Here is a 24,720-nt window from a genome sequence, read left to right as displayed (position 1 = left end):
ATGACAATAAGAGACATACTTATAAAGTATATGGAGGAATTAAAAGAAATAAGTGACACTCCAAGATTAGACACGGAAATTATTTTACAAAAAGTACTTGGAGATGTGGATAGAATTTATATCCATTTAAACTTAAATAAAGAATTAACTAAAGAACAATATAAAATGTTTTTAAGTTTAATATCAGAAAGGATAAATGGAAGACCGATAGCTTATATAGTAGGTAATAGAGAATTTATGGGACTTGATTTCTTTGTAAAAGAAGGTGTTTTAATACCTAGACCTGATACAGAACCTTTAGTGGAAGAAATTATTGAACTTTGTAAGGATAAAGAAGTTAATATAGTGGATATAGGAACAGGTTCAGGGGCTATAACTGTAAGTCTAGCTAAGTATATAGAAAAATCTAAAGTTGTATCTTTAGATATATCGGATATACCTTTAGAAGTGGGAAAAATAAATGCAATAAACAATGGTGTAGATGATAAGGTCGTATTTAAGAAATCAGATTTATTTTCAGCTATTGAAAATATAGAAACTAAATTTGATGTTATAGTTTCAAATCCACCATATATACCTAAAAGGTACATAGAAACACTTCATACGCAAGTTAAAGATTATGAGCCATACAATGCCTTAGAAGGTGGAGAAGATGGACTTGATTTCTATAGAGATATAACCAAACAATCAGTAAGATATATTAAAGAAAATGGAATATTGGCATATGAAGTTGGGCATGATCAAGCAGAAGATGTAAAGCGAATTATGGAAGCTAATGGATACACAAATATATATACAAAGAAGGATATACAAGGTATTGATAGAGTTGTTATAGGCTATAAACTATGATATAATGAAAAATTGATATGTTACAATAAACGAGGTGAAAAAGGATGCTAAAAAAATTAGATGTATTAGAAGATAAATACAAAGATTTAACAGAAAAAATAAGTGATCCGGAAATAATAAATGATCAAAAAACTTGGCAAAAGTACATGAAAGAACATTCTGACTTAGAGCCAATAGTAATGAAGTATAGAGAATATAAAAATGTTTTAACTAGTATAGCTGATTCAAAGGAAATACTACAAGAAGAATCAGATGAAGAGTTAAGAGACCTAGCTAAGATGGAATTATCTGAGTTAGAAGAGCAAGTAGAACCTCTAGAAGCGGAATTAAAGATATTATTATTACCAAAGGACCCTAACGATGAAAAGAACGTAATCGTTGAGATAAGAGGAGGAGCTGGTGGAGATGAAGCAGCTCTATTCGCAGGGGACCTATTCAGAATGTATTCAAGATACGCTGAAAGAAGAAGATGGAAAATGGAATTATTAAGTGCAAGTGATACTGGTGTTGGTGGATATAAAGAGGTATCATTCTTAATAAAAGGTAAGGGAGCTTACTCAAGACTTAAATATGAGTCAGGAGTTCATAGAGTTCAAAGAATACCATCTACTGAATCAGGAGGAAGAATCCATACATCTACTGCAACAGTTGCAGTTTTACCAGAAGTTGAAACAGTAGAAGTAAACATAAACCCAAATGACTTAAGAATAGATGTTTTCCGTTCTTCAGGAAATGGTGGGCAAAGTGTTAACACTACTGACTCTGCGGTAAGAATAACTCACATACCTACAGGAGAGGTAGTATCTTGTCAGGATGGTAAATCACAGTTAAAAAATAAAGAACAAGCATTAAAAATACTAGTAGCAAGACTTAATGATAAAGCTATAGCTGAGCAAAACAAAGATATAGCAGCGGAAAGAAAGAGTCAGGTTGGTACTGGAGATAGATCTGAAAGAATAAGAACTTACAACTTCCCTCAAGGAAGAGTTAGTGATCATAGAATAAACTTAACATTATATAAGTTAGATTCATTCTTAGATGGAGATATAGATGAAATGATAGATGCTTTAATAACTGTAGATCAAACTGAGAAAATGGCATCACTATAATTTGATTAAATCTAATCCTTCTATTAATCCCTATTAATTTAGGGATTTTTATATAACATGAATAAATATGTTCCTTCTTTAAGTATACATTAGTATATAAAATTTAAAGGAGGAGCATATGATACTTAAAATAACATTAATAGGACTTTTAGCAGGTGTAATAGGAACTGGTATGGGTGGTGTTATATCCGCAGTTTTCAAGAAAAATGTGGACAAATATCTTAGTTTTTTTATGGGGATATCTGGAGGCATAATGTTAGCTGTAGTAGTTTTCGATTTGATGAATGAGTCAATGGAGGAAATGGGAATAGCATATACTTCCTTATTTGTATTAATTGGTGTACTTATCACCATGTATATAAAAAATAAGCTCGATATACCTAGTGACTTAAAATCTGGATATCTTGTTTTTATTAGTATATTACTTCACAATCTACCGGAGGGGTTAGCGATTGGATCGTCTTTTATATCGGAGGAATCCTTTGGTATAACTTTAGCAATAATAATTGGAATTCACAATATTCCAGAAGGATTAGCTATGGCACTTAGTTTAGTGGGGTCTAAAATTAAAATACCAAAAGTGATTGGATTTACACTGTTAGCAGGAGTTCCTATGGGTGTGGGTAGTTTTTTAGGTGGTTGTTTTGGGATAGTATTTAATTCTTTAATGGGTATTTTTCTTTCTTTAGCTGCAGGAACTATGATATATGTAGTTTTAGAAGAAATATTTCCAAAGTCAACGACATTACATTGTATAATTGGTTTTTTAGTAGGTACAATAATTGTAAAGTGTATTTAAGCTAAAAATGAAAGTAGGCATACAAAAGATGAAAACAATAATAAGTAAAATAGATGTTAATAACATAAATGTAGAAGAATTAAAAAAACAAGCAGAATTATTAAAAGAAGGGAAGACTGTAATATTCCCGACTGAAACAGTATATGGTCTAGGAGCAAATGCTCTAGATGAAAATGCCGTAAAGAAAATATATGAAGCTAAAGGCAGACCTAGCGATAATCCACTTATAGTACATATATATGATAGAGAAGAAGTTAGAGATCTGGCTAAAGATATAAGTAATAAAGCCGAGATTGTTATGGATAAGTTTTGGCCAGGACCAATAACTATAATACTTAATAAAAAGGACATAGTTCCTAACACGACTAGTGGAGGATTAGATACGGTAGCTATAAGGATGCCGTCTCATAAAATAGCAAGAGAACTTATAAAACAATCAGGACTACCTATTGCAGCACCATCTGCTAATATATCAGGTAGACCATCTCCAACTAAAGGTAACCATGTAAAAGAAGAAATGGATGGAAGAGTTAGTGGTATTGTTTTAGGTGGAAATTGTGATTTTGGACTGGAATCTACAGTGTTAGACCTTACAGGTGAGGTACCTATGATACTTAGACCTGGAAGTATAACAAAAGAAGATCTAGAAGAAGTTTTAGGAGAAGTTTTGGTCGATCCTTCTCTATTAAAAAAAGAAGATAATAAAAAAGCAAAAGCACCTGGGATGAAGTATACACATTATTCTCCTGATGCAGACGTATACATAGTGTCAGGGAATGATAAAGATGTTATCAATAAAATAAATCAAATCATACGTGAAAACTCTGAAAATGGTATTAAATCTGGAGTGATGTGTGTAGAAAAAAATAAAGAAGTATATGAAGGAGAAGTTATTTCTTTGGGGAATACTTTAGAAGAAGTAGGAAGCAATTTATTTGATGTACTAAGAGAAATGGATAAAAGAAATGTAGATATAGTTTATTCTGAATCCTTTGAAATGACTGGTGTAGGTCAAGCTATAATGAATAGATTACTTAAATCGGCAGGATATAAAGTAATAAAAGCATAAATTTATGGCAAAAGTAGGTTAAAATATATTATAATAATATAAATTGGAGGACTAGGCAGATGAAAATAGGACTAGGTAGTGATCATGGAGGATATAATCTTAAGGAAGAAATAAAAAAGCACTTAGAAGCTAAAGGCATAGAGTGTGTAGATTTTGGACCAAAAAATGACTTAGAATCAGTGGACTATCCTATATATGGGGAGACAGTTGCCAATTCAGTAGTAAATAAAGAGATTGATTATGGAATAATTTGCTGTGGAACAGGAATAGGTATATCTTTAGCAGCTAATAAAGTTAAAGGAATTAGATGTGCTGTAGTATCTGATGTTTTCTCAGCTAAGATGTCTAAAGCTCATAATGATGCAAACATGTTATCTTTAGGCGAGAGAGTTTTAGGAAGAGGATTAGCTTTAGAAATAGTAGATGCATGGATAAATACAGAATTTGAAGGCGGTAGACACTCAAAAAGAGTTGATATGATAAAAGAAATAGAAAAAAAGCACAGCAAATAGGAGGTAGTCATAATGGGTAAAGTAATAATCACAGATCATCCATTAATACAACACAAGTTAACATTAATGAGAGATAAGAACACTGGGTCAAAGGATTTCAGACAACTTTTAACAGAAATAAGTATGTTAATGGGATATGAAATAACAAGAGACTTACAATTAGAAGAGGTGGAGATAGAAACACCAGTAGTAAAAACTGCATCTAAGGTTATAGCAGGTAAAAAGTTAGGAATAGTACCAATACTAAGAGCAGGTTTAGGTATGGTAGATGGACTTATAAGTTTAACACCAGCTGCAAAAGTTGGTCATGTAGGCTTATACAGAGATCCAGAAACATTACAACCAGTAGAATACTACTGTAAATTACCACAAGATATAGAAGAAAGAGAAATGATAGTTGTAGATCCAATGCTTGCTACGGGTGGATCTGCAGTTGCAGCTATAGATGTACTTAAAGCAAGAGGGGCTAAGTTTATAAGATTAGTTAACTTAGTTGCTGCTCCAGAAGGTATAGCAGAAGTTCAAAAATATCATCCAGATGTAGATATATATGTTGCATCAGTAGATGAAAAATTAAATGAGCATGGTTATATAGTTCCAGGTTTAGGAGATGCAGGAGACAGACTATACGGTACAAAGTAATAAGACAACATGGAAAAGGTATCTATAAAATTTATAGATGCCTTTTTAATAACGAGTAAGGAAAAGGATATCTGTTAAAGAGGTGAAGTTAAAAAAAATAACAAAACTTTAAATGAAGAAATTTCTATATTATGCTAGTCGGTTTAAATTGTTATTGAGAATCAGAATATTTAATTATTAATCTTAAAACATGCATAAATGAGTGAATAGGTAGAATAATATACAAAAACCATTAAAATTTTATAAATATATATTAAATATTATTTAAATGGGATAGAAATTGTATAGTTTGAATAATATATTTATGAAAACATTTTATTCAAGTTATATACCTATAATGGCTTAAATTGGTGCTTTCACAAAACTTCAAATGAATTCAAAAAAAATCAAATTTAATAAAAAAATGTTTAAAAATTGCTGAAAAAGTGGTAATATAGGATATATGGTTTTTTATATAAAGGGCTCAAAGTGGGTCTTATAAATCATGTACATAAGTAAATTTAATGAATATATAAGAAACTATTCATAGAGAGGTATCTAATGTATGAGTAAACACAAGATATACATGGAAATAGCTAAGATGCTTTCTTTGATAAGTCAAGTAGGGTTGATGATATTAATTCCTATATTTGGGTGTACCTTTTTAGGAAAGTTTTTTGATTCCAAATTTAATACAGAACCAATATTTATGATAGTATTTTTATTATTAGGAGTTGGTGGAGCATTTATGGGAGTTTATAAAACTTTAATAGTATACACAAAAAGGAAGTGATTATATGCATACAAAACTACAAGATGAAATAAACTACGTAACAAAGGGAGTTATAGTTTACGATCTTATAGCTATTATATTATTGTTGATAACTTCAACATTTAGCAAAGAAATGCTTTTAGGGTTGATATTTGGTACGATAATAGCTGTACTTAATTTTAGATTGTTAGCTATAACAATAGAAAAATCGGTAACTATGCCTGTTTCTAAGGCTCAAATATACTCAGCTGGTCAATATTTGCTGAGGATGACTGTGACAGGAGTAGTGCTATTTGTCTCTGTAAAAGCCCCATACATACATGTATTAGGGGTTGCAATAGGGTTATTAAGTCCTAAGTTTGTTATATTAACAAAAACATTCTTAATAGACAAACTCAAAAGAAAGGAGGCGTAAGTATGAGCCAAGCAAAATGGGTTATATTTTTCGGTAACTTTAAATTAAGTGAAACCGTAGTAACAAGTTGGTTAATACTTGCAGGGCTTGCTTTAGCTTCTTACTTAATGACAAGAAACCTAAAGAAAGTTCCAACAAGTAAATTGCAAATATTCTTAGAATTTGCTATAGGTGGGCTTGCTAAATTAGTAGAAGATACTATGGGTAAGGAAACTGTAAAAAGAATGCCAAATGTGGTTCCGTACATAGGAAGTTTATTTTTATTCTTTGCGGTTTCTAACTTAATAGGATTATTAGGATTTAGATCACCTACAACAGATTTAGATACTACATTAGCATGGTCATTAATAACATTCGTTATGATTTATTATGCAGGTGTTAAATTTAATGGTCCAGTATACTTCAAAGGATTATTAGAGCCAAACCCACTGTTATTACCACTTAACTTAATAGGAGAATTAGCGAAACCAGTTTCACTAAGTTTCCGTCCATTTGGTAATATACTTGGTGGAGCCGTTATAATGGCTTTACTATATGACTTCTTGGGATATCTATCAACATTAATCCCAGGTGTTACAATACCTTTTGGTCAGTTAATAATACCAGTACCACTGCACTTATATTTTGATATATTTGCTGGATTATTACAGTCATTTATATTCATAATGTTAACGATGGTATTCGTAGGAAGTGCAGCAACAGAATAAAAAAATATTAAATAATCAAAATTTTAAAAAATTAGAATTTCTAAGGAGGAAGTAATTATGGAAACAGCTATAATAGCAGCAGCTTCAGCTATAGGAGCAGGTATCGCAGTTGCAACAGGTATAGGAGCAGGAATAGGACAAGGATTCGCAGCAGGTAAAGGTGCAGAAGCAGTTGGAAACCAACCAGAAGCACAAGGTGATATAATAAAAACAATGTTACTTGGAGCAGCAGTAGCAGAGTCTTCAGCAATATACGGACTAGTTATAGCAATAATCCTTCTATTTGCTAATCCATTAATGTAAGGAAATTATGAATGAATATTAAGAAATTTTGTAAATAGGAGATGGGGAGAGCCATCTCCTACTTACGAATTGTGATTAGTAGGAAGGAGGATAACATATGGAATTCAAGCCACTTATAGGCATATCATATGAATTAATATTCCAGCTTATAAATACATTCCTAGTATTTGTAATATTAAAGAAACTTTTATTCAAACCAGTATTAGGAATAATCGAAGCTAGAGAAAAAGACATCAGAGAAAACTTAGCACAAGGAGAAGTTGCTAAGACAGAAGGTTTATCTTTAAAGAAAGAATATGAAGAAAAGATAATCTCAGCTAAAAACGAAGGTCAAGAAATAATAAAACAAGCTACATTAAGAGCAGAGCAAAAAGAATCTGAAATGATAGCTAATGCTAAAAATGAAGCACAAAATATAAGAGAAAAAGCTAATAAAGATATAGAACAAGAAAGACAAAAAGCTATGAATGAAATCAAAAACGATATATCTGATATAGCATTATTAGCAGCATCTAAAGTTATTGAGAAAGATATAGATAAATCTAAGCACAAGGATTTAATAGATAACTTTATAAAAGAGGTAGGCGAAGCTAAATGATGAATGTAGTCGCGAGTAGATATGCTGAAGCCTTATTTCAAGTAGGAGAAGAAACTAACACAACTGCTAGCTTAAATGAAGAATTAGTAGCAGTTGTAAACATACTAAAATCTAACGAAGATTTTTTCAATGTTTTAAAATCTCCTCTTGTAGGAAAAGGAGAAAAGAAAGACTTATTAAAGAAGGTTTTTCAAAATCAGTTGAGTGAAAATTTAAGCAATTTCTTAAAAATAATGATAGATAAAGATAGAGTTTCAGTTATAGAAGCTGTTCAAAACTCATTTAAAGCATTATTAAATGAAAAAGAAAATGTGTTAGAAGGAACTGCAATAACTGCAGTACCTATGTCTCAAGAAGAAATTAAAGAACTTGAGTTAAAACTTTCAAAAAAATACAACAAAAATGTTACTTTAGAAAACAACGTTGATGAATCTATACTAGGAGGAGTTCTAGTTAGACTTGGAAACGAAGAGATAGACGGAACTGTTAAAACTCGTTTAGCAGGAATGAAAAATATACTATCTCAAGTAATATCTTAGAATGGTGGTGAACCCATGAACTTAAGACCTGAAGAAATAAGTTCTATAATTAAAGAGCAAATAAAAAATTATGAGAATAAAGTTGAATTAACAGATACAGGTAGTGTTTTAAAAGTTGGGGACGGTATAGCTAGTGTTTACGGATTAGATAAAGCTATGGCTGGTGAATTATTAGAGTTCCCAGGAGAAGTATACGGAATGGCTCTTAACCTTGAAGAAGACATGGTTGGGGCAGTTATATTAGGTAACGACTCTGGAATAAAAGAAGGAGATATCGTTAAGAGAACTGGTAATATAGTTCAAGTTCCAGTTGGTGATGCTATGATAGGTAGAGTTGTAAACTCACTAGGGCAACCAGTTGATGGAAAAGGACCTATAAACACTAATAAATTTAGACCAGTTGAATCAGAAGCTACAGGAATAATGGCTAGAAAGTCAGTTCATGAGCCTCTACAAACAGGAATAAAAGCTATCGATGCCATGATACCAATAGGTAAAGGACAAAGAGAGCTTGTAATAGGTGATAGACAAACAGGTAAAACATCTATATGTATAGATACAATACTTAACCAAAAAGGTAAAGATGTTATATGTATATACGTTGCAATAGGACAAAAGCGTTCGACAGTTGCACAAGTTGTTAGTACATTAGAAAAAGGCGGAGCTATGGACTACACAATAGTAGTGTCTGCTACAGCATCTGAATCTGCACCACTTCAATTCTTAGCACCATATGCAGGAGTTGCTATGGGTGAAGAATTTATGTTCAACGGAAAACATGTATTAATAGTATATGATGATTTAACTAAGCACGCGGTTGCATACAGAGAAATGTCATTATTACTTAAGAGACCACCAGGACGTGAAGCTTACCCTGGGGATGTATTCTACTTACACTCAAGATTACTTGAGAGAGCAGCTAAATTATCTGATGAGTTAGGTGCAGGATCTATAACTGCATTACCTATAATAGAAACTCAAGGTGGAGACGTTTCTGCTTATATACCAACTAACGTTATATCAATAACAGACGGACAAATATACCTTGTGCCAGAATTATTCTACTCAGGAATAAGACCAGCAGTTGACCCTGGTATATCAGTATCAAGAGTTGGTGGATCTGCTCAAATAAAATCAATGAAAAAAGTTGCAGGACCATTAAAACTTCTTTACTCTCAATATAAAGAACTTGCAGCATTCTCTCAATTCGGATCAGACTTAGATGAAGATACTAAGAAGAGACTTGCTCAAGGGGAAAGAATAGTTGAGGTTCTAAAACAAGGTGAACATCAACCTATGGATGTTAAAGATCAAGTAATAGCTATATTTGCAGTTGTTAACAACTTATTAGCAGATATACCTGTAAATAATATAAAGAGATTTGAAGCAGAATTAATTGAATTCATAGATGCTAATTATCCACAAATAGGAGAAAAAATTCTTGCGAATGGAGATTTCACTCAAGAATTAACAAACGCTATAAACGATTTCAAGAAGAAATTTGTTATAGAAGCGTAATCCTTTTTAAAAAAGGAGGTAACCCAATTGGCAGGAGCTGGAATGAAAGAAATTAAAACTCGTATTGCCAGTGTTGAAAATACTAAGCAAATAACTAAAGCTATGGAATTAGTTGCTTCTTCAAAGTTTAGAAAAGCTAAGGAAAGAGCAGAAAGTTCTAAGCCATATTTTAATACTTTACAAGAAGCTGTTCAAAATATAGCTAAGAATACGAGTGGAGTTAAAAGTGAATTTCTCAAAGAAAGAGAAGTTAAAAATAAATGTTATATAGTTATAGCAGGAGATAGAGGACTTGCAGGAGGATACAACTCGAATGTATTTAAAACATTAGTTGCAGAGACTCAAGGTTCTAATAATGTTAAGGTTGTAGCTATAGGAAAAAAAGCAAAAGAGTTTGTTAGCAAAAGATCTTTTGACTTAATTGGAACAATAGATTCTGTTGAAGACGTTAAGTATGAAGATATAATCGAGATATCTAATAATATAATGGATTCTTATCAAAACGGAGATATAGATGAAGTTAAGTTAATATATACAGAGTTTGTTTCAGCATTAAGTCAAGAGCCAAGAGTAACTAGATTGTTACCAATAGCAGTAGACAAAGATAAAGAAGAGAAGAATAGTAGAGCTTCTGTTCAATACTTACCTTCTCCAGATGCTGTACTTGGTTTTATCGTACCTAAGTATGTTTCAGGAAGAATATACGGAGGTATAGCTGAAGCTTATGCTTCAGAACAAGCAGCGAGAAGAACAGCTATGGAATCAGCTACAGACAATGCTAATGAAATGATATCTAATTTAGAGTTACAATACAATAGAGCAAGACAAGCAGCAGTTACTCAGGAAATATCTGAGATAGTTGCGGGGGCTTCTTCAGCTCAATAATAAGGAGGTTAGGACATGGCAAATGTAGGTAAAATAGTTCAGGTTATCGGTCCAGTTGTTGACGTAAAGTTCGATGATGAAAAAAGCTTACCTAATCTATTAAATGCATTAGAGATAAAGCACGGAGATAAAAAAATAGTTATAGAAGTTGCACAACATGTTGGTGATGACACAGTTAGATGTATATCGATGAGTTCTACTGATGGACTTGTAAGAGGTATGGAAGTTGTTGATACAGGAGCTGCAATAAGTGTACCTGTAGGAGACGAAACTTTAGGAAGAATATTCAATGTATTAGGTGAGCCAGTTGATGGTAAGGAAGCACCAAAAAATGCTCCTAAGAGTCCTATACATAGAGAAGCTCCAGCATTTGACGAATTAAAGCCAGGTGTTGAAATACTAGAAACAGGAATAAAAGTTGTTGACTTACTAGCACCATACTTAAAAGGTGGTAAAATCGGTCTATTCGGTGGAGCCGGAGTTGGTAAGACAGTTCTTATACAAGAGCTTATAAACAATATAGCTACTCAACACGGTGGTATATCAGTATTCGCAGGTGTTGGGGAAAGAACAAGAGAAGGTAATGACCTTTACGGTGAGATGAGTGAGTCTGGAGTTATCAAAAAGACTGCTCTAGTATTCGGACAAATGAACGAGCCACCTGGAGCAAGAATGAGAGTTGCTTTAACTGGTCTTACAATGGCTGAGCACTTCAGAGATCAAGAAGGACAAGACGTTTTATTATTCGTAGATAATATATTCCGTTTCACTCAAGCAGGATCTGAGGTTTCAGCATTACTTGGACGTACTCCATCAGCAGTTGGATACCAACCAACACTAGCTACGGAGATGGGTAAATTACAAGAGAGAATAACATCTACAAATAAAGGGTCTATAACATCAGTTCAGGCTGTATACGTACCTGCCGATGACTTAACTGACCCAGCACCAGCTACAACATTCACACACTTAGATGCTAAAACAGTTTTATCTAGACAAAAAGCGTCTCTAGGTATATTCCCAGCTGTTGACCCATTAGAGTCTACATCTAGAGTACTTGACCCAGCTGTAGTTGGAAAAGAACATTATGAAGTTGCAGTAGCTGTTCAATCTATACTTCAAAAGTATAAAGAACTTCAAGATATAATAGCTATACTTGGTATGGACGAATTATCTGATGAAGATAAGGTAACAGTACAAAGAGCTAGAAAGATAGAGAGATTCTTATCTCAACCTTTCACAGTTGCTGAGCAATTCACAGGATTTGAAGGTAAATATGTACCTGTTAAAGAAACTGTAAGAAGTTTCAAAGAAATATTAGAAGGTAAGCATGATGACTTACCAGAATCAGCATTCTTATTCGTAGGAAGTATAGAAGAGGCAGTTGCAAAAGCGAAGGAGAGTAGATAATAATGGCAAGCGAATTTGCGGTTAAAATTGTTACTCCTGATAAAATCTTCTATGAAGATAAAACAGAGATGATAATAGTTAGAACTACTGAAGGAGACAGAGGTATATTAAAAAACCATAGACCTTTAGTTGCAGGATTATCTGATGGAACTCTACGTCTAAAAAAAGAAGGTAAATTTAAAGAAGCAAAAATATCTGGGGGATTCATGCAAGTTGAAAAAGAACAAGCTGTTATTTTAACTGAATCTGCAGAGTGGTTATAAAAAAAGACTAGAGTTAAACTCTAGTCTTTTTATTTTAAAAAAACATCAGTACTAATAGAAAATTCTAATTATCTATTAAAAATAATTCTACTGTAGTATTATAATAGGCATATGACAGGATTTTATAATGTCGAGTTGAATATATTTATATATATGCAACAAAATAATACTATAATAGGAACCGGAGGCATCTATGAATATATTAGATATTGGTATAGATATAGTGGAGATAGGAAGAATAAAAGAAGCTATAAATAAAAATAATAGATTTTTAGAAAAGATATTTACAGAAAATGAAATAGAATATTTTAAATCTAACAATTTTAGAGTTGAAAGTATAGCAGGGAATTTTTCAGCCAAAGAAGCTATAAGCAAGTCTTTAGGGACAGGTATAAGAAATTTTAATTTTAAAGATATAGAAATATTAAGGAATGAAATAGGAAAACCTATAGTTAAAACCTATAATAATTTGGAGAAGATATGCATAGACTATAATGTTTTAGAAATAAAAGTATCTATATCTCATTGTAAAGAATATGCGGTAGCTAATGCTATAACTATAATTAAGGAGTGATATTATGAACAATAAAATAGCTAAGGACATAATGACAACGGATGTAATAGTGGCAAATAGAGAAGAAAGTATAGTTAATGTTGCAAGGTTACTAATTAAAGAAAGAATAGGAGGGGTACCTGTAGTAGATGAAGATAATAAGGTAGTAGGTATTATTTCTGAGACAGACATAATGAAGAAAGAACAGCATGTAGAAGCTCCTCATATAATTAACTTTTTCCAAGGGTTAATATTTTTAGATGATTACAAGAAGATGGAAGAAGAGTTTAAAGAAATAGCAGCATACAAAGTAAAAGACTTAATGTCAACTGATATAGTAACTGTAAATGAAGAAGATAATTTTGATGATGTAGCTAATATTATGATAAAAAAATCAGTAAATAGAGTTCCAGTAGTAGATAAAGAACATAAATTAAAAGGAATTATATGTAGATACGATATAATTAGAGCTATGTATAATGAATAAGAATTAATATAGGAGGATTTTGTGAGAAGTAAGCTAACGCTACTAGCAGTGATTATTATAAGTATGCTAGTTATTATTGTAGGTTGCCAAAAAAGGCAATTAACTAAAGAAGAGGCCTATGAAGAATTTCAAAAGGTAATATCTGAAATTGATTCATATACATGTAAGGCTGAAGTAGAAGTAGTTGGCAATAAGAGTTCACATAATTACGTATTTATTCATAATTATAATAAGCCAGATAATTATAAATTAGAGTTAGTATCACCAGAGCATTTAAAAGGTAAAACTATTGAATACAAATCAGATAAAATAATAGTAAAAAACCCAGGAATAAAAGATGAAATTGAACTACCTAATGTAGGTGAAAATGATCAAAATATGTTTATTGGGGATTTTATAAAAAATTACCTGCAAAGTGAAGAGGTTGATATAAAATTATCTGATGGTAGTCTTGCCTTAGAAACGTACATACCAGGTGAAGATGAATATTTTAACAAACAAATATTGTATATTAATATTAAGACTAAACAACCAGAAAAAATGGAAATAATAGATTCTAAAGGAATGATTAGATTCACTATTACTTACAAAGATTTTCAATATGAAAAGTAAGGGGGAACTAAAGAAATGAACAAAATAACAGCTCCGACATGGGCAGAGATAAATCTAGACAATATCAAATTTAACCTTGATAATATAAAAAAATCCTTAAATGAAAATACAAAAATTTGTGGTGTGCTAAAGGCTAATGCCTATGGGCACGGTTCAGTACCGATTGCAAAATTATTAGAAAAAGAAAATGTTGATTATATAGCAGTAGCTAGATTAGAAGAAGGAATAGAATTAAGACAAAATAAAATAATGCTTCCTATACTTTGTTTAGGTTATATTCCGGAAGAAGCATTAGCAACTGCTATAGACAATGATATAACTATTACTATTTACTCAGTAGAAATGGCTCAAAAACTTAATGATATCGCCAAGCATATAGGTAAACATGCTAAAATCCATATTAAAATTGACACAGGTATGTCAAGGATAGGGTTTATACCTAATTCTCAATCAATAAATGATATAAAGTCGATAAATGATTTAGAGTTTGTAGACATTGAGGGTATCTTTACACATTTTGCTACAGCAGATGAAAAAAGTAAAGAATTCACTAAGCTTCAAGTACAAAGATTTAAATATATGGTTGAAGGGTTAGAAGCTATAGATATAAACATACCTATAAAACATGTATCAAATAGTGCTGCAATTATAGATTTACAAGATTTGAATCTTAATATGGTAAGATGTGGAATAATACTATACGGTCATTATCCATCAGAAGAAGTAGATAGAGACATTATTCAATTAAAGCCTGCAATGACTTTAAAAACGAGAGTAGCTCATATAAAAGATGTGGATAAAGGTACTGGGATAAGTTATGGATTAAAGTATAGAAGTGATGAAACAGAAAAAATCGCAACTATACCTATAGGATATGCAGATGGATTTTCTAGAATACAAAAAAATCCTAAGGTGATGATTAAAGGAAATATATTTGATGTCATAGGTAGGATATGTATGGATCAGTGTATGGTCAAAATTAACAAGAATATAGACATAAAAATTGGCGATGAGGTTATAATATTTGGGGAAGAGAAATTGACAGCAGAAGATGTAGCAAAAAGCCTAGAGACTATAAACTATGAAGTGTTATGTATGGTATCAAGAAGAGTAGATAGAATCTATATGGAAAGAAATGCAATTTTACAATCAGATAGTTATTTGATAAAATAATAATGATAGTATACCCCGGGAGGCGATTTTGTGCACAAAAAAAGTAAGGAAAAGATAGTATTTACTTTACCGGATTCCCTCGTTTCTGAGGTAGACCATATCGTTGAGATGGAGAATAGTAATAGAGAAGATTTTGCAAAGGCTGCCTTTCAATTTTATATAACTCAAAAGAGAAAAATAGACATAAAAGAGTCTATGATCAAAGGTTATAAAGAAATGGGGCAAATTAATCTATCGCTGGCTGAACTAGGTATGACAAATGAAGTATCTTCTGAGGATTGTATTGAAGGGAAGATAGCCCAGGGTGAGTATTAACCTAGACATAAAGCGAGGAGATTTATACTACGCTGATTTAAGCCCTGTTGTCGGATCGGAACAAGGTGGAGTTCGTCCTGTTTTAATTATACAGAATGATATAGGAAATAAATATAGTCCAACGGTAATAATAGCTGCTATAACATCACAGATTAACAAGGCGAAATTACCAACACATATAGAAATTAGTGCGAACGAATATGGGCTTAATAAAGATTCTGTTATTCTCTTAGAACAGATACGGACTATAGACAAAAAAAGGTTAAGAGAAAAAATTGGTTGTCTAGATGATAATATGATGGTAAAAGTTGACAGTAGTCTTCAGATAAGTCTAGGACTATTTGCGTTATAAAATTATTGGTATTATTTTTAATATCAATAATTTTTTTTATTAAAAATGAAATATGATATATTAAAGATAAAAAAGTGTATCATAAATAATGTCTAATATATATTTTGATATATAAAAATCATAATTGTTAAAAATTATATATCAAAATATATAAAAAGTATACATAATATATCTAAATTAAAAAAATAAAGTAAAAAAAATCTATAAAAGTGATATAATAATATGAGATTACAAAAATATATTACATAAGTAATATTTACTTTATGAAAAACAGGGAGGTAATTACATGAGAGACCATAAGGGATTAAATGAGATTGCACGTATTATCAGAAAAGATATAGTCTCTATAATACATGAATCTAAATCTGGACATCCAGGAGGATCATTATCAGCTGTAGAAATACTAACAGCTCTTTATTTTAATGAAATGAATATAGATCCTAACAATAGCAAAATGGAAGATAGAGATAGATTTGTTTTATCTAAAGGACATGCAGCACCAGTACTTTATGCAACTTTAGCTCAAAAGGGTTACTTTGCTAGAGAAGAATTAATGAAGCTAAGAAAAATAAATAGTATGTTACAAGGTCATCCTGATATGAAGGGAATACCTGGAGTTGATATGTCAACGGGTTCATTAGGACAAGGTTTTTCAGCAGCTTGTGGTATGGCTATGGCATCTAAATTAGATAATGCACCATGGAGAGTGTATACTATACTTGGGGATGGAGAAGTTCAAGAAGGGATAGTTTGGGAAGCTGCTATGAGTGCAGCTCACTACAAACTTGATAATATGGTAGCATTCTTAGATTATAATGGTCTTCAAATAGATGGAGCAGTAGAGAAAGTTATGAACATAGGTCCTATAGTAGATAAGTTTAAAGCTTTCGGATGGAATGTAATAGAAATAGATGGACATGATTTCGATCAAATTTTTGCAGCTTTAGATATGGCTAAAGAAACAGTAGGAAAGCCAACAATGATAATTGCAAAGACTATAAAAGGTAAAGGTGTATCTTTCATGGAAAATGAAGCTGGATGGCATGGAACAGCTCCAAGTGATAGCGATTTAGAAAGAGCCTTAGAAGAATTAGGGGGTGCAGACAATGAGTAAGATAGCAACTAGAGAAGCATACGGAAAAGCATTAGTTAAATTAGGACAAATAAACGATAATGTTGTAGTATTAGATGCAGATTTATCAAAATCAACTAAGACAAATGATTTTTATAAAACATTCCCAGATAGATTCTTCAATATGGGTATAGCTGAACAAAACTTAATAGGTGCAGCTTGTGGATTTGCTGCAGCTGGTAAAATACCTTTTGCAAGTAGCTTTGCTATGTTTGCAACAGGAAGAGCTTTTGAAGTTATCAGAAACTCTGCTTGTTATCCAAAGTTAAACGTAAAAGTTTGTGCTACTCATGCGGGTATAACAGTTGGAGAAGATGGAGCAACACATCAAAGTGTAGAAGATATAGCTATAATGAGAAGTATACCTAATATGACAGTTATGGTTCCTGCTGACGGTGTAGAAGCAGAACAAATGATATTTGAAGCAGCTAAAGTTTACGGACCTATGTATGTTCGCTTAGGAAGAAGTGCAGTTCCTACAATATTTGATGAAAATTATAAATTTGAAATAGGAAAAGGTACAGTAGTTAGAGAAGGAAATGATTTAACAATAATAGCCTGTGGAATAATGGTTAACGAAGCTATAATAGCATCAGAAGTTTTAAAATCAGAAGGTATAAATGCTAGAGTTATAAATATGTCTACTATAAAGCCTATAGATAAAGAGTTAATAATAACTGCCGCTAAAGAAACTGGTGCAATAGTAACTGCTGAAGAACATAGTATATTAGGTGGTCTAGGTTCAGCAGTAAGTGAAGTTGTTACTGAAGAATGTCCAGTTGTAGTTAAAAAAGTAGGTATAAATGATACTTTCGGAGAATCAGGTACACCTGCTGAATTAGTAAAAAAATATGGATTAACATCTAACGATATAGTTAAAGCTGCTAAGGAAGCAATAGCTAAGAAATAATATAAAAAGGATATAGCGTAAGCTATATCCTTTTTAATTATCAAATTTATTTACTATAAAAGATTTTATATTTTCGTTATATTTCACTAAATACATATCATATAATAACATTCCTCAAATAATAGAAGGTAAAATCCAACTAGTTTTGTATCTTAAATAATTCAATAAATTTTAAAATATCGTATTTTAGCAATGAATATAGTCTTTTGATATATGAAGATGTTTGTTAGCACGTAGATTAATCAAGTAAATTTTTTATGAGGTTTTGGAAATATACTAATAAATAATATTCTAAGGCTCGTATAAATTTCATATATTAAAATATATGGGGGTGAAATAAATGAATATAAAATTTAATGTAAAGGGAGTTATATATGGAGTACTTCTATTAATACTAGTAATAGGTGGGTTTATAGTAATCCCAAATATGTTTATGGAAAAGTCAAATCCAGTAGATTACACTATAGTACAAAGAGAATCTATACCAGAAAAGATACTTGATATGATGGACAAATATACAGATGAAGAAAGAGCTTTAGCTGTGAAGTTAAACGAAAAGATATATGTTATTGTAACCAGAGGTAAAGATAATGAAAAGGGAATAGAGATGAATAAAATAGAAATGGTTCAAGAAAATGATAGAAGTTTAATGAAAGTAAAAATTTCATATAAAGAAAAAGAAAAATCATATCCGTACATAGTTGTAGAAACCAATTTAACTGATCTTCCTGAAAATATAGAATTAAATGTGACAGAGGAATAACAGACTACATATTATATTAATAAGAATTTAGAAAAATAAACATGTACATAAGCTAATAAAAATCGCCTTAAAATATTTTAAGGTGTTTTTTTATGTCTAAAAGATATTTTTAAATTTTAAATAAAATAATTAAATTAGATGAATTTATTAAAAAAATATTATTATTGCATATTAACTAATTATTTATCAATAAGCGGGGAAAAATAAAACTTAACATAATATGAAGAGGTGAATGATTGTTGAATATAGATAAATATAAAGTTAGAGTAGAAGACTTAAAACCGAGCTCATTGATAGAGAATCTATCATTTAGTACTACAGAAGAGATAGATTCTAAAAGAGAAATAATAGGCCAAGATAGAGCTGTGAAGGCTATTGAGTTTGGACTTAAGATGAAAAAAAGTGGATATAACATATATGTTGCAGGTACAAATGGATTGGGAAGAGTTAGTTACACTAGTGAACTTATAAAAAAGTATACCAGCAATAATAAACAAAATAATAATAGAGATTGGGTATATGTAAATAATTTTAAAAACATTAATGAACCTACAGCTTTATCTTTCAAATCAGGGGTAGGAAAAATATTTAAAGAAGATATAGAAGAAATAATTCAAAAATTAAAGTGCGAGGTACCTAAATTATTTAATTCAAAAGAATATGAATACCATAGCAGAATACTTATGAGTGAACTTGAAAATAGTATTCAAGGAATAATATCAGAGTTAAATGAATTTGCTAAGCCTAGAGGATTTAAGTTTGAAGTTACAGAAAGAGGACTTGTTAGTATCCCAATAAAAGAAGATGAAACATTAATGCAAGAACAAGAGTTAGGTCAACTAACTCCTACACAAATCAATAAATTAAGAGAAGAGGGTCTTAAGCTAAATCAAGATAGCAAGGAATATATAGATAAGATAAAAAATTGTGAAGATGATTATAAAAATAAAACTATTGATTTAGATAAAAATGTAGGAAGAAGTTTAGTTGGGTTTTATGATAAATACTTACTAGATAAGTATGGAAAAGAAGAAAAAATACAAAGATATATAAATGATTTATGCAATGATATAGTTAATAACATTGATAAATTTAAGGATAAAAATGAAGGTAATCAACAAAACCCTATGGCGCTATTTGGTATGATGGGTCAAAAAAATGATGATAAGTTTTTTAATAGATACAAAGTAAATTTATTTATAGATAATAGTGAGTGTGAAGATTGTAAGATAATAGTAGAAAGCAATCCTACATACTATAATTTGATAGGGTGTATAGAGTATAAAAATGAGATAGGAGCTTTAACAACAAGTTTTACGGAAATAAAGCCAGGAGCCTTACATAAGGCGAATGGAGGATACTTAATCATAAATGTAAAAGATTTATTATCGAATCCTTTTTCTTGGGATTGTCTAAAGAGAAGTTTAAAAACAGGAAAGATATCAATAGAATCTCTTAATAAACAATATGGATATTTAGTAACATCTACATTAAAGCCAGAACCAATAGATTTAGATGTGAAAGTCATATTAATAGGAGACAGTCGTTATTATGGACTTTTATACTCATATGAAGAAGATTTTAGAAATCTATTTAAAGTGATGGCTGACTTTGATATAGAAATAGATAAAAATGATGAAAATATATATAAGACAATTCAGCTAATAGCTGATACTTGCAACAATGAAAAATTAAAACACTTTGAAAGAGATGCAGTTGAAAAGGTAATAGAATATAGTATTAAGTTAAGTGACAATAAAGATAAATTAACAGCAAGAGTTAGTAATATAATAGATTTAGTATATGAGTCAGAGGCTATAAGTGATGATAGTGAGTTATATGTCACTGCAAAAGATGTTCAAAATGCAATAGAACAAAAAGTATATAGAAATAATAAATATGAAGAAAAATTAAATGAGATGTTTGAAGACAAAACTCTGTTAATTGATATAGAAGGAGAGAAAGTAGGTCAAATTAATGGATTAGCTGTTATGGGTACAGGTGAATATTCATTTGGTAAGCCATCAAAAATAACAGCATCTACTTATAGGGGAAGACATGGTGTAATAAATATTGAAAGAGAAATAAAGCAAAGTGGAAGTATTCATGATAAAGGAGTTTTAATATTAAGTGGATATTTAGGAGAAAGGTATGGAAAAGAGAGACCATTATCTATAACTACATCAATAACTTTTGAACAAAACTATAGTGGTGTAGATGGAGATAGTGCATCTAGTACTGAATTGTACGCTATAATATCTAGTATAGCTGATATACCTATAAAACAAAGTATTGCAGTAACTGGTTCTGTTAGTCAAAAAGGAGAAATACAACCTATAGGCGGAGTGAATCAAAAGATTGAAGGATTTTTTGATGTATGTAAGCTAAAAGGTTTCTCTCAAAAACAAGGTGTTATGATTCCGATACAAAATGTTAAGAATTTAATACTAAAAGATGAGATAGTGGAAGCTGTAAAAGCTGGAACTTTTAGTATATATGCAATAAGTAGTATAGAAGAAGGTTTAGAGATACTTACAGGTAAGACTATAGATGAAATAGATAATTTAGTTAAGGATAAGCTTGAGAGTTTAAGACAAATAGATAAAAAAGATAGAGATGATAAAAAGGAATAAAAAATACTAAGGGTTAAAATACTAAGTTTTAACCCTTAGTATCATTTTTAAATTAATATTATCTAAAATTTATTAGGTGTAAGTATTTGGCTTTCTGTAATTATATAGTCAAGTTGAGCATCGTGATCTTCTTTAGGTACAGAATCAAAAATTTGTAAATCAAAAGCAATTCCTACTGTGATAGCATCTTCTCTTAACCTTTCTATGAATCTATCATAAAAGCCACCACCGTAACCGAGTCTATAGCAATCTTTATCATAAGCAACGGCTGGAACTATTACTACATCTATATCTTTAACCTCTACCTCTGGAGAGCATTCAGGTTTTGGTTCCCTTATTCCATAAGCACCGATTTTTACTCCATCTTTTAAATCAATTATTTGAGATGGTATTAATTTTTTTTCTTCTTTAATCGTTATAGGAGATGAGACAGTTTTACCCAAAGAAAGAAGCTTAACTATAAGTTCATCTGTTTTAACTTCATTATTAAAATCAAGATAAAGCATAATATTTTTAGCTTTTTTTATACAATCTAAAGCTAATATTTTTTGAGTTATTATTGATGAGTTTTTACATAAAGATTCATAATTTTGGTTATTTCTATCAGAAATAACTTTTTTTCTAAATTCCTTTTTCATAAAATCTACCCCTTTTACTATGGTATAATATGGATATGTATCCATTATAAATTTTAGTACATAAGTTAAAAACTAAGCAACAAAAATAGAAATGGTAATAAAAAGAATAGCTAGTCATATAATATATACTAGATTAGATAAAGGAGATGCCTAGAATGATATCAAAGAAAAGAGCTATCGTGTATGGAATAGTTTTAGTAATAGTAACAGCTTTGTTTACCTCTACTTTGCAAATAGGATTAGGTAATAAGGTTGTAGTGTCGAAAGATTTATATGAAAAATATAGTAAGTACAATAAGATGATAGGTCTAGAAGGAGCTATAAAAGAAGATTTCTATCAAAAAACAAAAGATGATAATTTGGTTAATGGAGCTATAAAAGGAATGTTTTCAGGATTAGATGATCCATATTCTCAGTATTATACAGAAGATGAGTTTAAAAGATTGAAGGAACAAACGAGTGGGTCTTTTGTTGGTATAGGTGTGATAATAAGTCCTTCTCCAGATGATGATTACTTAACAGTAGTATCTCCTATACAAGGTTCTCCGGCAGAAAAAAGTGGAATAGAAGCGGGAGACAAGATAGTAAAGGTAGATGGAAAGAATGTATTTGCTAAAAATTCAGATGAAGCAATTAGCATGATAAAAGGTAAAGAGGGGACAACTGTAGAATTAACTTTAAAAAGAGATGGCAATGAATTTGATGTTAAAGTTAAAAGAGAAGAGATTGTTTCAAAAAGCGTAGAAGGTAAGATGCTAGAAGATAAAATAGGATATTTAAGAATAACTTCTTTTAGCGAAAATACATATAAAGAATTTAAAACTGTACTAGATAAATTGAAATCAGAGGGAATGAAGGGGTTAATATTAGATGTAAGAGATAATGGTGGAGGACTATTAAATATATGCAAAGATATAGCCGATGATTTAATAGGAGAAGGAACTATAGTTTACACTAAAGACAATAAAGGAAATACAGAATACTTAAAATCAGATAAAGATAAGCTAGGATTGCCAATAGCTATTTTAACTAATGAGAATAGTGCATCAGCATCAGAAATATTAACAGGAGCTATTGTAGATAATAAAGCTGGTATCTCAATAGGAACTACAACTTTTGGTAAAGGTTTAGTACAAAGTGTAAGAGAGCTTAAAGATGGTACAGGTTTTAAATTAACCACTGCTCAATATTTTACTCCTAATGGAGATTATATAAATGGAAAAGGAATAAAACCAAATATAGAGGAAAAAAATCCTGAAAAGCAATTAGATAAAGCTATTGATTGGATGAAAAAGGAAATAAAATAGAATATATCAATAAAAACAGGCATAAAATATAAAAAGTGCCTGTTTTTTAATGAAAAATATAATTAAAATTTATAAAAAAATAGAATGTAAAAATATAACATATTATAAAGAATTAAAATATAAAATATGAATATATTTAAGAAATTTTGTATATTTTATAGAAGGGAATATTAATTAAGTATAGAATTAATATATTAAGTTTATAATTAAAATAGGAAGTGGTTATTATGAAGAAGAACAGAGGAAAAGTTGTTAACTTCAATGAATATAAAGAGCATAAAAAACAAATGGAAGTAGATAGAGTGGAATTATTAAACCTTATAAAGAAGCTAGTTACTACAAAATAGAGAGTGTGAAAACTCTCTATTTTTGTAGTTTAATATCTAATTTTAAAATTTAAAATGAAAAATAAAATTAGTTATGACATCTTTAAATCATTAATATATCCTTGAAATTGATTAAATTCATTTTCATCTGATATCTCAATAGTTTGAGAATCTTCAGAATCAAAATTCTTAAGATATATAGTGTAATTATTATCTGTACAGTTATGGTAAATACATCTGTAGCCATCCTCATATAAATCTTTGATTTTGTTGAAAGTAGACATAGAATTTGTTAGCTATAATTATATATAGCATCTCCTTTCTTAGAGTTTATACAAGTATATAAAGTTGTATTTATTTAATATTTTATGAAGTTTAAGAATTAATATTCAATATCGTGGGTAATATATATGTAAACATTAGTATATATAGTAATTTAAATGAAAAGATAAATAAAATTAGAAAAAAACAAAAAAAGTGTTGACGAAATGGATTTGAGATGGTATAGTTATACTTGTCCTTAAGAAAAGGGCAAACACAAAAGAAAAGCAACAGAAAAAAGTTGACAAAGTAAAATTACTTTGGTAAACTAAAGAAGTTGTAAAAAAGTAGCGCCGACACGGTCGCTTAAAATGAACTTTGAAAATTAAACAGTAGGTTAATTTAAATAACTAATGATTCTTTAAAGAATCGAATACAACCAAGCCAGATATTCAGATAATGATAGTCTGAGCGGGTAACAACTTTTATTTGAGAGTTTGATCCTGGCTCAGGATGAACGCTGGCGGCGTGCCTAACACATGCAAGTCGAGCGATTTACTTCGGTAAAGAGCGGCGGACGGGTGAGTAACGCGTGGGTAACCTGCCCTGTACACACGGATAACATACCGAAAGGTATGCTAATACGAGATAACATGAGAGAGTCGCATGGCTTTCTTATCAAAGCTTTTGCGGTACAGGATGGACCCGCGTCTGATTAGCTAGTTGGTAAGGTAACGGCTTACCAAGGCGACGATCAGTAGCCGACCTGAGAGGGTGATCGGCCACATTGGAACTGAGACACGGTCCAAACTCCTACGGGAGGCAGCAGTGGGGAATATTGCACAATGGGCGAAAGCCTGATGCAGCAACGCCGCGTGAGCGATGAAGG

Annotated in this window: 28 protein-coding genes and 1 rRNA gene; 28 read left to right on the top strand and 1 reads right to left on the bottom strand. The window is 30.7% G+C overall.

Annotated features, from left to right (window positions below; translation table 11 throughout):
* From prmC to I4U66_RS11330, 26 genes are all read left to right on the top strand, one after another.
* Nucleotides 1-849, top strand: a complete 849-nt coding sequence (gene prmC / locus I4U66_RS11455) for a peptide chain release factor N(5)-glutamine methyltransferase (RefSeq protein ID WP_195928995.1) — start codon at nt 1-3, stop codon at nt 847-849.
* A 44-nt stretch (nt 850-893) separates the two neighbouring features.
* A complete protein-coding gene (gene prfA, locus I4U66_RS11450) occupies nt 894-1,958 on the top strand; it encodes a peptide chain release factor 1 (protein WP_092921419.1) in 1,065 nt (354 codons plus the stop codon).
* 118 nt (nt 1,959-2,076) lie between these two features.
* Nucleotides 2,077-2,757 (top strand): ZIP family metal transporter, encoded by a 681-nt coding sequence (locus I4U66_RS11445; RefSeq protein WP_092921417.1) that lies wholly within the window; start codon nt 2,077-2,079, stop codon nt 2,755-2,757.
* Nucleotides 2,758-2,785: 28 nt separating this feature from the next.
* Entirely contained in the window at nt 2,786-3,826 is a 1,041-nt protein-coding gene (locus I4U66_RS11440) for an L-threonylcarbamoyladenylate synthase (RefSeq protein ID WP_166504673.1), read from the top strand.
* 59 nt (nt 3,827-3,885) lie between these two features.
* Entirely contained in the window at nt 3,886-4,338 is a 453-nt protein-coding gene (gene rpiB, locus I4U66_RS11435; RefSeq protein WP_166504674.1) for a ribose 5-phosphate isomerase B, read from the top strand.
* 12 nt (nt 4,339-4,350) lie between these two features.
* Entirely contained in the window at nt 4,351-4,980 is a 630-nt protein-coding gene (upp, locus tag I4U66_RS11430) for a uracil phosphoribosyltransferase (RefSeq protein ID WP_166504675.1), read from the top strand.
* Between the two features lie 544 nt (nt 4,981-5,524).
* Nucleotides 5,525-5,752 (top strand): AtpZ/AtpI family protein, encoded by a 228-nt coding sequence (locus tag I4U66_RS11425; RefSeq protein ID WP_092921409.1) that lies wholly within the window; start codon nt 5,525-5,527, stop codon nt 5,750-5,752.
* A gap of 4 nt (nt 5,753-5,756) precedes the next feature.
* Nucleotides 5,757-6,146: an ATP synthase subunit I gene (locus I4U66_RS11420; protein ID WP_092921407.1), complete on the top strand. Its 390-nt coding sequence runs from the start codon at nt 5,757-5,759 to the stop codon at nt 6,144-6,146.
* Nucleotides 6,147-6,148: 2 nt separating this feature from the next.
* Nucleotides 6,149-6,853, top strand: a complete 705-nt coding sequence (gene atpB / locus I4U66_RS11415) for a F0F1 ATP synthase subunit A (protein WP_166504676.1) — start codon at nt 6,149-6,151, stop codon at nt 6,851-6,853.
* A gap of 57 nt (nt 6,854-6,910) precedes the next feature.
* On the top strand, nt 6,911-7,156 hold the full coding sequence (gene atpE / locus I4U66_RS11410) for an ATP synthase F0 subunit C (RefSeq protein ID WP_092921403.1): 246 nt from the start codon (nt 6,911-6,913) through the stop codon (nt 7,154-7,156).
* A 97-nt stretch (nt 7,157-7,253) separates the two neighbouring features.
* Nucleotides 7,254-7,754, top strand: a complete 501-nt coding sequence (gene atpF / locus I4U66_RS11405; RefSeq protein ID WP_092921401.1) for a F0F1 ATP synthase subunit B — start codon at nt 7,254-7,256, stop codon at nt 7,752-7,754.
* Complete coding sequence (locus I4U66_RS11400; protein ID WP_166504677.1) at nt 7,751-8,293, top strand: F0F1 ATP synthase subunit delta; 543 nt, start codon at nt 7,751-7,753, stop codon at nt 8,291-8,293. Before atpF ends, I4U66_RS11400 begins: the two co-directional genes overlap by 4 nt.
* Before the next feature lie 15 nt (nt 8,294-8,308).
* Complete coding sequence (gene atpA / locus I4U66_RS11395) at nt 8,309-9,811, top strand: F0F1 ATP synthase subunit alpha (RefSeq protein ID WP_166504678.1); 1,503 nt, start codon at nt 8,309-8,311, stop codon at nt 9,809-9,811.
* A gap of 27 nt (nt 9,812-9,838) precedes the next feature.
* Nucleotides 9,839-10,696: an ATP synthase F1 subunit gamma gene (atpG, locus tag I4U66_RS11390; RefSeq protein ID WP_092921398.1), complete on the top strand. Its 858-nt coding sequence runs from the start codon at nt 9,839-9,841 to the stop codon at nt 10,694-10,696.
* Between the two features lie 15 nt (nt 10,697-10,711).
* Nucleotides 10,712-12,106 carry a F0F1 ATP synthase subunit beta gene (gene atpD, locus I4U66_RS11385; RefSeq protein WP_092921397.1) on the top strand — a complete coding sequence of 465 codons (1,395 nt, stop codon included), beginning with the start codon at nt 10,712-10,714 and terminating at the stop codon, nt 12,104-12,106.
* Nucleotides 12,107-12,108: 2 nt separating this feature from the next.
* Nucleotides 12,109-12,369: an ATP synthase F1 subunit epsilon gene (atpC, locus tag I4U66_RS11380; protein WP_092921396.1), complete on the top strand. Its 261-nt coding sequence runs from the start codon at nt 12,109-12,111 to the stop codon at nt 12,367-12,369.
* 193 nt (nt 12,370-12,562) lie between these two features.
* Nucleotides 12,563-12,943: a holo-ACP synthase gene (gene acpS / locus I4U66_RS11375; RefSeq protein WP_092921394.1), complete on the top strand. Its 381-nt coding sequence runs from the start codon at nt 12,563-12,565 to the stop codon at nt 12,941-12,943.
* Between the two features lie 4 nt (nt 12,944-12,947).
* Nucleotides 12,948-13,409, top strand: coding sequence for a CBS domain-containing protein (locus I4U66_RS11370; RefSeq protein ID WP_092921392.1), 462 nt, complete (start codon nt 12,948-12,950; stop codon nt 13,407-13,409).
* 21 nt (nt 13,410-13,430) lie between these two features.
* Nucleotides 13,431-14,021, top strand: coding sequence for a germination lipoprotein GerS (gene gerS / locus I4U66_RS11365; RefSeq protein ID WP_195928993.1), 591 nt, complete (start codon nt 13,431-13,433; stop codon nt 14,019-14,021).
* A 15-nt stretch (nt 14,022-14,036) separates the two neighbouring features.
* Nucleotides 14,037-15,194: an alanine racemase gene (gene alr, locus I4U66_RS11360; protein WP_166504680.1), complete on the top strand. Its 1,158-nt coding sequence runs from the start codon at nt 14,037-14,039 to the stop codon at nt 15,192-15,194.
* A gap of 30 nt (nt 15,195-15,224) precedes the next feature.
* Entirely contained in the window at nt 15,225-15,509 is a 285-nt protein-coding gene (locus tag I4U66_RS11355) for a ribbon-helix-helix protein, CopG family (RefSeq protein WP_092921386.1), read from the top strand.
* Complete coding sequence (locus I4U66_RS11350) at nt 15,499-15,861, top strand: type II toxin-antitoxin system PemK/MazF family toxin (RefSeq protein WP_092921385.1); 363 nt, start codon at nt 15,499-15,501, stop codon at nt 15,859-15,861. The genes I4U66_RS11355 and I4U66_RS11350 overlap by 11 nt, the downstream gene beginning before the upstream one ends.
* A 286-nt stretch (nt 15,862-16,147) precedes the next feature.
* Nucleotides 16,148-16,975 carry a transketolase gene (locus tag I4U66_RS11345; protein ID WP_195928991.1) on the top strand — a complete coding sequence of 276 codons (828 nt, stop codon included), beginning with the start codon at nt 16,148-16,150 and terminating at the stop codon, nt 16,973-16,975.
* A complete protein-coding gene (locus I4U66_RS11340; protein WP_092921381.1) occupies nt 16,968-17,903 on the top strand; it encodes a transketolase family protein in 936 nt (311 codons plus the stop codon). The genes I4U66_RS11345 and I4U66_RS11340 overlap by 8 nt, the downstream gene beginning before the upstream one ends.
* 340 nt (nt 17,904-18,243) lie before the next feature.
* Entirely contained in the window at nt 18,244-18,666 is a 423-nt protein-coding gene (locus I4U66_RS11335; protein ID WP_092921379.1) for a hypothetical protein, read from the top strand.
* Between the two features lie 239 nt (nt 18,667-18,905).
* On the top strand, nt 18,906-21,299 hold the full coding sequence (locus tag I4U66_RS11330; RefSeq protein WP_092921377.1) for a Lon protease family protein: 2,394 nt from the start codon (nt 18,906-18,908) through the stop codon (nt 21,297-21,299).
* Nucleotides 21,300-21,361: 62 nt separating this feature from the next.
* Here the strand turns inward: I4U66_RS11330 and I4U66_RS11325 are convergent, their stop codons facing one another.
* On the bottom strand, nt 21,362-21,937 hold the full coding sequence (locus I4U66_RS11325) for a 5-formyltetrahydrofolate cyclo-ligase (protein WP_166504681.1): 576 nt from the start codon (nt 21,935-21,937) through the stop codon (nt 21,362-21,364).
* A gap of 155 nt (nt 21,938-22,092) precedes the next feature.
* Between I4U66_RS11325 and I4U66_RS11320 the strand changes: the two genes are divergently transcribed.
* Both I4U66_RS11320 and I4U66_RS11310 read left to right on the top strand, forming a co-directional pair.
* Nucleotides 22,093-23,244 (top strand): S41 family peptidase, encoded by a 1,152-nt coding sequence (locus tag I4U66_RS11320; protein WP_195928989.1) that lies wholly within the window; start codon nt 22,093-22,095, stop codon nt 23,242-23,244.
* Between the two features lie 1,072 nt (nt 23,245-24,316).
* Nucleotides 24,317-24,720, top strand: a 16S ribosomal RNA gene (locus I4U66_RS11310); the annotation flags it as partial.

Origin of the sequence: Romboutsia sp. D33t1_170424_H2 (genome assembly GCF_015669105.1) — a bacterium.
Taxonomy (GTDB): domain Bacteria; phylum Bacillota; class Clostridia; order Peptostreptococcales; family Peptostreptococcaceae; genus Romboutsia_C; species Romboutsia_C hominis.
This window is presented reverse-complemented; position numbering and strand designations above follow the sequence as displayed.

What these genes read in the sequence shown, in the direction of transcription:
- prmC (WP_195928995.1), top strand. Translation starts at nt 1, where the DNA reads ATGACAATAAGAGACATACTTATAAAGTATATGGAGGAATTAAAAGAA.
- prfA (WP_092921419.1), top strand. Translation starts at nt 894, where the DNA reads ATGCTAAAAAAATTAGATGTATTAGAAGATAAATACAAAGATTTAACA.
- I4U66_RS11445 (WP_092921417.1), top strand. Translation starts at nt 2,077, where the DNA reads ATGATACTTAAAATAACATTAATAGGACTTTTAGCAGGTGTAATAGGA.
- I4U66_RS11440 (WP_166504673.1), top strand. Translation starts at nt 2,786, where the DNA reads ATGAAAACAATAATAAGTAAAATAGATGTTAATAACATAAATGTAGAA.
- rpiB (WP_166504674.1), top strand. Translation starts at nt 3,886, where the DNA reads ATGAAAATAGGACTAGGTAGTGATCATGGAGGATATAATCTTAAGGAA.
- upp (WP_166504675.1), top strand. Translation starts at nt 4,351, where the DNA reads ATGGGTAAAGTAATAATCACAGATCATCCATTAATACAACACAAGTTA.
- I4U66_RS11425 (WP_092921409.1), top strand. Translation starts at nt 5,525, where the DNA reads ATGAGTAAACACAAGATATACATGGAAATAGCTAAGATGCTTTCTTTG.
- I4U66_RS11420 (WP_092921407.1), top strand. Translation starts at nt 5,757, where the DNA reads ATGCATACAAAACTACAAGATGAAATAAACTACGTAACAAAGGGAGTT.
- atpB (WP_166504676.1), top strand. Translation starts at nt 6,149, where the DNA reads ATGAGCCAAGCAAAATGGGTTATATTTTTCGGTAACTTTAAATTAAGT.
- atpE (WP_092921403.1), top strand. Translation starts at nt 6,911, where the DNA reads ATGGAAACAGCTATAATAGCAGCAGCTTCAGCTATAGGAGCAGGTATC.
- atpF (WP_092921401.1), top strand. Translation starts at nt 7,254, where the DNA reads ATGGAATTCAAGCCACTTATAGGCATATCATATGAATTAATATTCCAG.
- I4U66_RS11400 (WP_166504677.1), top strand. Translation starts at nt 7,751, where the DNA reads ATGATGAATGTAGTCGCGAGTAGATATGCTGAAGCCTTATTTCAAGTA.
- atpA (WP_166504678.1), top strand. Translation starts at nt 8,309, where the DNA reads ATGAACTTAAGACCTGAAGAAATAAGTTCTATAATTAAAGAGCAAATA.
- atpD (WP_092921397.1), top strand. Translation starts at nt 10,712, where the DNA reads ATGGCAAATGTAGGTAAAATAGTTCAGGTTATCGGTCCAGTTGTTGAC.
- atpC (WP_092921396.1), top strand. Translation starts at nt 12,109, where the DNA reads ATGGCAAGCGAATTTGCGGTTAAAATTGTTACTCCTGATAAAATCTTC.
- acpS (WP_092921394.1), top strand. Translation starts at nt 12,563, where the DNA reads ATGAATATATTAGATATTGGTATAGATATAGTGGAGATAGGAAGAATA.
- I4U66_RS11370 (WP_092921392.1), top strand. Translation starts at nt 12,948, where the DNA reads ATGAACAATAAAATAGCTAAGGACATAATGACAACGGATGTAATAGTG.
- alr (WP_166504680.1), top strand. Translation starts at nt 14,037, where the DNA reads ATGAACAAAATAACAGCTCCGACATGGGCAGAGATAAATCTAGACAAT.
- I4U66_RS11345 (WP_195928991.1), top strand. Translation starts at nt 16,148, where the DNA reads ATGAGAGACCATAAGGGATTAAATGAGATTGCACGTATTATCAGAAAA.
- I4U66_RS11340 (WP_092921381.1), top strand. Translation starts at nt 16,968, where the DNA reads ATGAGTAAGATAGCAACTAGAGAAGCATACGGAAAAGCATTAGTTAAA.
- I4U66_RS11335 (WP_092921379.1), top strand. Translation starts at nt 18,244, where the DNA reads ATGAATATAAAATTTAATGTAAAGGGAGTTATATATGGAGTACTTCTA.
- I4U66_RS11325 (WP_166504681.1), bottom strand. Translation starts at nt 21,937, where the DNA reads ATGAAAAAGGAATTTAGAAAAAAAGTTATTTCTGATAGAAATAACCAA.
- I4U66_RS11320 (WP_195928989.1), top strand. Translation starts at nt 22,093, where the DNA reads ATGATATCAAAGAAAAGAGCTATCGTGTATGGAATAGTTTTAGTAATA.